The 5,048-nt window shown below is 34.1% G+C and carries 4 protein-coding genes and 2 pseudogenes; 5 read left to right on the top strand and 1 reads right to left on the bottom strand.

Features of this window, described 5'->3' with window-relative positions; all coding sequences use genetic code 11:
- Positions 1-194 precede the first annotated feature (194 nt).
- From NSA57_RS19150 to NSA57_RS19130, 5 genes and pseudogenes are all read left to right on the top strand, one after another.
- A pseudogene (locus NSA57_RS19150) lies at positions 195-1,010 on the top strand (ATP-binding protein).
- A complete protein-coding gene (locus tag NSA57_RS19145; protein WP_117813857.1) occupies positions 1,007-1,216 on the top strand; it encodes a MerR family transcriptional regulator in 210 nt (69 codons plus the stop codon). The pseudogene NSA57_RS19150 and the gene NSA57_RS19145 overlap by 4 nt, the downstream one beginning before the upstream one ends.
- 135 nt (positions 1,217-1,351) lie before the next feature.
- Positions 1,352-2,551 (top strand): annotated as a pseudogene (locus NSA57_RS19140) (integrase DNA-binding domain-containing protein).
- A 341-nt stretch (positions 2,552-2,892) separates the two neighbouring features.
- Positions 2,893-3,492, top strand: coding sequence for a DUF6037 family protein (locus NSA57_RS19135; RefSeq protein ID WP_257360871.1), 600 nt, complete (start codon positions 2,893-2,895; stop codon positions 3,490-3,492).
- Positions 3,493-3,512: 20 nt separating this feature from the next.
- Positions 3,513-4,331, top strand: a complete 819-nt coding sequence (locus tag NSA57_RS19130) for a hypothetical protein (RefSeq protein WP_257360870.1) — start codon at positions 3,513-3,515, stop codon at positions 4,329-4,331.
- A 53-nt stretch (positions 4,332-4,384) separates the two neighbouring features.
- On the opposite strand, the gene NSA57_RS19125 is transcribed toward NSA57_RS19130, so the two are convergent.
- Positions 4,385-4,639, bottom strand: coding sequence for a hypothetical protein (locus NSA57_RS19125; protein WP_257465816.1), 255 nt, complete (start codon positions 4,637-4,639; stop codon positions 4,385-4,387).
- Between the last annotated feature and the right edge of the window lie 409 nt (positions 4,640-5,048).

The raw sequence follows: 5,048 nt of genomic DNA, 5'->3' as shown, positions 1-5,048 counted from the left end.
TCCTTTCTTTGATAACACTATTTTACCATACATCATCTCAAAAATATATAGCATAAATTTAATTTATTCTATACTAGCCGTAAAAATGGCTGTGCAGGAGTCGGAAATGTGGCACCTAGTAAAGTAACTGAGAAATATAAAAGAAATAAATATCATGAAGTAAATTATTGCTATGGAGAAGGAGAGAGTTTGTGATGAGAGAAGAAGATACTGTATGTGTAGGCAGTGATGGTTTGCAATACTGCAAAGTCTGTGGGGAAGCGAAAGAAGCATTTTTTCCTAAGGGTGGATTTATGGGGATGAAGAAACATTCCAGGCAATGTGCCTGTGATAGAAAAGCATATGAAGAAGAACAAAAATATTTTAAAGACAAAGAGCGCCGGGAATTAGTCAGCAGAAATACGAGCATCTGTTTTGATGAGAGCAGAATGGAAGAGTGGACATTTGAGAATGCAGATATGTCAGATGCGGTAATGCATAAGGCAAAAAATTATGTTGATAACTGGGATAAAATGAAAAGAAATCATATTGGTTGTTTGTTTTGGGGACCGGTTGGTACCGGGAAAAGTTATATTGCCGGGTGTATTGCCAATGATCTTCTTAAACGAGAAGTAACGGTAAAGATGACAAATTTCAATACCATTATCGATGATATATTTCCACTGGCAGACAAAACGGAATATATCAATGCATTGGCTTCTTACCAGCTTTTGATTATTGATGATCTTGGAGTGGAACGAAATTAAGAATATGCGTTAGGAATTATTTTTAGCGTCATAGACCGCAGAATTCGTTCAGGACGACCTTTGATCATCACGACCAATCTTCCACTGAAAGAAATAAAAAGTGAAACCATGTTAGATAAAAGACGTATCTATGACCGTACTTTGGAAATGTGTACGCCAATGTATGTGGGAGGCACAAGTAAAAGAGAAGCAATTGCAAGTATGAAAATGGAGAAAGCGAAAACCTTGTTGAATACAAACCGAGGGGAGGAGGAATGCGAATGAATCATACAGAAAAAACAATACCTGTTTGGAAGAAATATTCTTTAAATGTTTCCGAAGCAGCAGAATATTACGGAATTGGAGAAAAGAGATTAAGGCAGATTGTAGGTGAAAATGAGGGAGCGGATTTCATTTTGGAAGTAGGTTCTCATATACGGTTCAAAAGAAAATTATTTGAAGATTATCTGGATACAGCCAGCACAGTTTAAGTAACAGAATAGAAAAAATAGTAATGAAAATAATGTTCATTTTATCTTAGCGAAGGAAAGGTCTTGTGGTATAATGAAGAAACCGAGACGGTCTTCCAAGTTAAATGAACATTTGATGAAGGAGACTAAAATATTATGAGTGAAAAAAGGAGAGATCATAGAGGACGTATATTACACAATGGAGAAATACAGTTATCTGATGGCAGATATCGATTTAAGTATGTCGATGAGATGGGAAAGGAGCGCTGCGTATATAGCTGGCGCTTAGACCATAACGATGCAACTCCGAAAGGAAAGCGCCGTACTTTGTCGCTTCGAGAGATGGAGAAGAAAATCCAGGCGGATCATTTTGAGCAGATTGCAACAAATGGCGGAAATATGACGGTACTGGAACTGGTTGAAAAATATACATCAACAAGAACCGGTGTCAGACCTACTACAGTTGCAGGATACGGAACAGTTATCAATTTATTGAAGAAAGATCCATTTGGAAAAAGAAGGATTGATACGGTTCGGATTTCGGATGCAAAATGTTGGCTGATACATCTTCAGCAGGTAGAAAAGAAAAGTTATAGTTCCATCCATTCAATCCGAGGAGTTCTTCGTCCGGCATTTCAGTTGGCAGTGGATGATGACCTGATCAGGAAAAATCCCTTTCAGTTTCAGCTAATGGAAGTGGTTGTGAATGACAGTGTGACAAGAGAGGCAATCAGTAGAGCAGAGGAACGTAAGTTTCTACGATTTGTGAAGGCGGATCTTCATTTTTGCAGGTATTATGAGGAAATCTACATATTATTTAAAACCGGCCTTCGCATCTCGGAATTTTGTGGTTTGACGATTTCTGATATTGATTTCAAGGAGCATACGATCAACATTGATCATCAATTGTAGAAAAAATCAAAAATCGGATATTATATTCAAGAGACTAAAACAACCAGCGGAACGAGAAAGATACCTATGACTGCAGATGTAGAGGAATGTTTTCGGAAAATTATAGAAAAATGGAACCCGCCCAAAGCAGAACCTATGGTAGATGGAAAAAGTGGATTCTTATACTTTGATAAAAATGGAAGTATCTGTTATTCCCTGCACTGGGAGCATTATTTTCAACACATCATTCAGAAATATAATAATACTTACAAAGTACAGATGCCTGTCATTACACCGCATGTATGTCGGCATACCTATTGCTCAAATATGGCAAAATCCGGAATGAATCCAAAAGCATTGCAATATTTGATGGGCCACTCAGAGATCAGCGTAACGCTGAATACATATACGCATGTAAATCTTGAGGATGCCAGGGAAGAGGTTGCCCGGATCAAGGTTGTGTAATTACGATTTTTAATTGAAAATAGCAAGGTGTAAAATAGAAAAATATACACCTTATTTTACACCTTTTGCGGACGATATTATGCGAAAATGAACCATGTTATGCCGGAAAGCAAAAATTTACAAAGGCTTACAAAGCCCGGAATATCAAGAAAAACTAAGAAATGCGAGGTTATGCAACAATGATAAAAGTGCTTTTCATCTGCCACGGCAGGAGTTTCTCTTTTGCCTAAATCTCCTTATTTTATGCGGTTTTACTCACAATAGGTAAGTACATTACAACGATTTTACAACTTTTGAAAAGTGTTCCGATATGACGAAAAGTTATACGAGGAGGGATTAACATGTATGAATTTACAGGATTAAGAGTTTTACATCAAAATATGAAAGAAATCGGTGAAACAAGAGCAATATTTCCTTTTAAATATAATGAAAAAGAGTTTAGTTGCATATTTTTAGTTGATATTATTCCGTTTAGATTATATTTAACAACCCTTGGTATTAAACCAATAGTGTTCGAGTTAGAAATCGAAAAAGGATACAAAGTAAAAAGCTATTTGGATGATTATAATAAATTGGTGACGTATTTAGAGTTAAAATATAATCCGAATCATGTTTTTAAACCTAATGATTTTTTTGAAGCATTGAATAGGAGAATTCCGATTCGCTTTACTACCAAGCCAAATTATAAAGAAGTATTATTGGTTGCATCGAAAAGACGAAAAATTGAAGAAGATGATAAAATATATTTTTGTGGATGGTATTCTAATCCTATAGGAAAACAGGTAAGACCTGAAAATCTCGAAAAAACAAGAAGTGCTTTTGGTGATAAAAAAGCAGAAATATGTTCATTGAATAATATAAGTTCGTGTTGGACAAACATTCCTATAGAGGAAAATCTAAGTAAATTAGATGATATAGAATCGAAAACAATTTACAAGTAAATGAAATTTAAGGAGATAAAATGGGAAAGAAACCTAAAGGAAAATGTGCTTTATGTAGAAAAGAATGTGATTTGACATTTGAACACATTCCACCTAGGACAGCATTTAATTCAAATCCTGTCAAACCTGTAACAGGAGATAAGATTATAGAAGATAGTGAACGTATGCCTTGGGATATTTCTGGATTGCCTTATGACAATCAACAAAAGGGAATGGGGAAATACTCTCTCTGTAGTAATTGTAATAATAATACAGGGGCGTGGTATGGAAACGATTATAGTTTAATTGCTCATGTCATGCATTATACACTAAAAGATAATATTCCTAACACTACACAAGGAATCGGTATAAAGGGTGTCTACCCACTTCGGTTTATAAAGCAGATATTATCCATGTTTTGTTCAATTAATAATTTCGAAGATGCAAGAATGGATGCATTGAGGAAATTTGTTTTAAATAAAAATGAAGTCGGGCTAGATAAAACGAAATATAAAATTTGTATGTACTTTACTAAAAGTAATATTATAAAATATGCTCCATTAACAGTTTTACTTAAAGAGAATGATTTTACATTGGAATCAATGGCGGTTAGTGAGATAACTGCTTATCCATTAGGATTTATTTTATACTTTAATCCGACAGATACATGGAATTATGATGGTATAGATATAACAAGCTTTTCAGAATGTAGTTATGAAACTAAAGCAAATATCGAAGTCCCTTTATGTATTAAAGAGGTGAATGATTTATTTCCAACATATTATCGTTCCAAAGAAGATATTCAAAAATGTATAGAAAAAAATAAACGAGAGGCGAATAAAGAAGAAAAGTATACATAAAGAAGAAACACAAGAGATATATCCTTAGTGAAGGAAATCCCTTGTGTTTTTTATTATTCAGTATGCTGACAGATATACAAGTTCTCTTTATCAAAGAGATACTCTGTAGTTGTATTATGCAGGATATTTATAGTTTTGATATTTTCAATGAAAGGGGTAACCACAGTATTCTGTACATCTACAAATTTATCTAATGTTTTTATAGTTCTATTTGAAGTGTGAAGTTCAAGTTTTTTACCTGCTTCAATTAAATTCTCATCTATTTGTGACTTACTAATAACAGGAACTTTGGCAATAGCTTTCCCCATTATTTTACTTGTTGCAGATAATCCGCTTAATAAACCGGATTGAATAGAGGTATTTGAAGAACGCTCTAATAGATTGTAAGTCTGCGTATATAATTCTCTATATTTTAAAGAATACTCCTCAATTCTTCTTAAGGTACTGTTTAAATATTGTGAGTCAAAATTCTCTAATAGTAAGACCTCAAGGAATGTAGAAAATGCGTACAGATATAAAGCAAGCTGATAATCTTTGAATAGACTTTCTAATTTTTTTAGTTTTCTGGGATTGTCAAGTTTTTTGTGTAAGTTTTTGAAAAAATATTTTGGGGAGGGAATCCTCCCCAGTCTTATACTTAGGCACTCTTTTGAGTTAATTTGTTAAAGCATCTTTCACAAGACCTTCCATTTCGTCGTTTAATTCACGGGCTTCCTG

Origin of the sequence: Blautia caecimuris, from assembly GCF_024622975.1 — a bacterium.
Taxonomy (GTDB): Bacteria; Bacillota; Clostridia; order Lachnospirales; family Lachnospiraceae; genus Blautia_A; species Blautia_A caecimuris.
The sequence above is the reverse complement of the archived record's forward strand: the minus strand, read 5'-3'. Positions and strand labels throughout refer to the sequence as shown.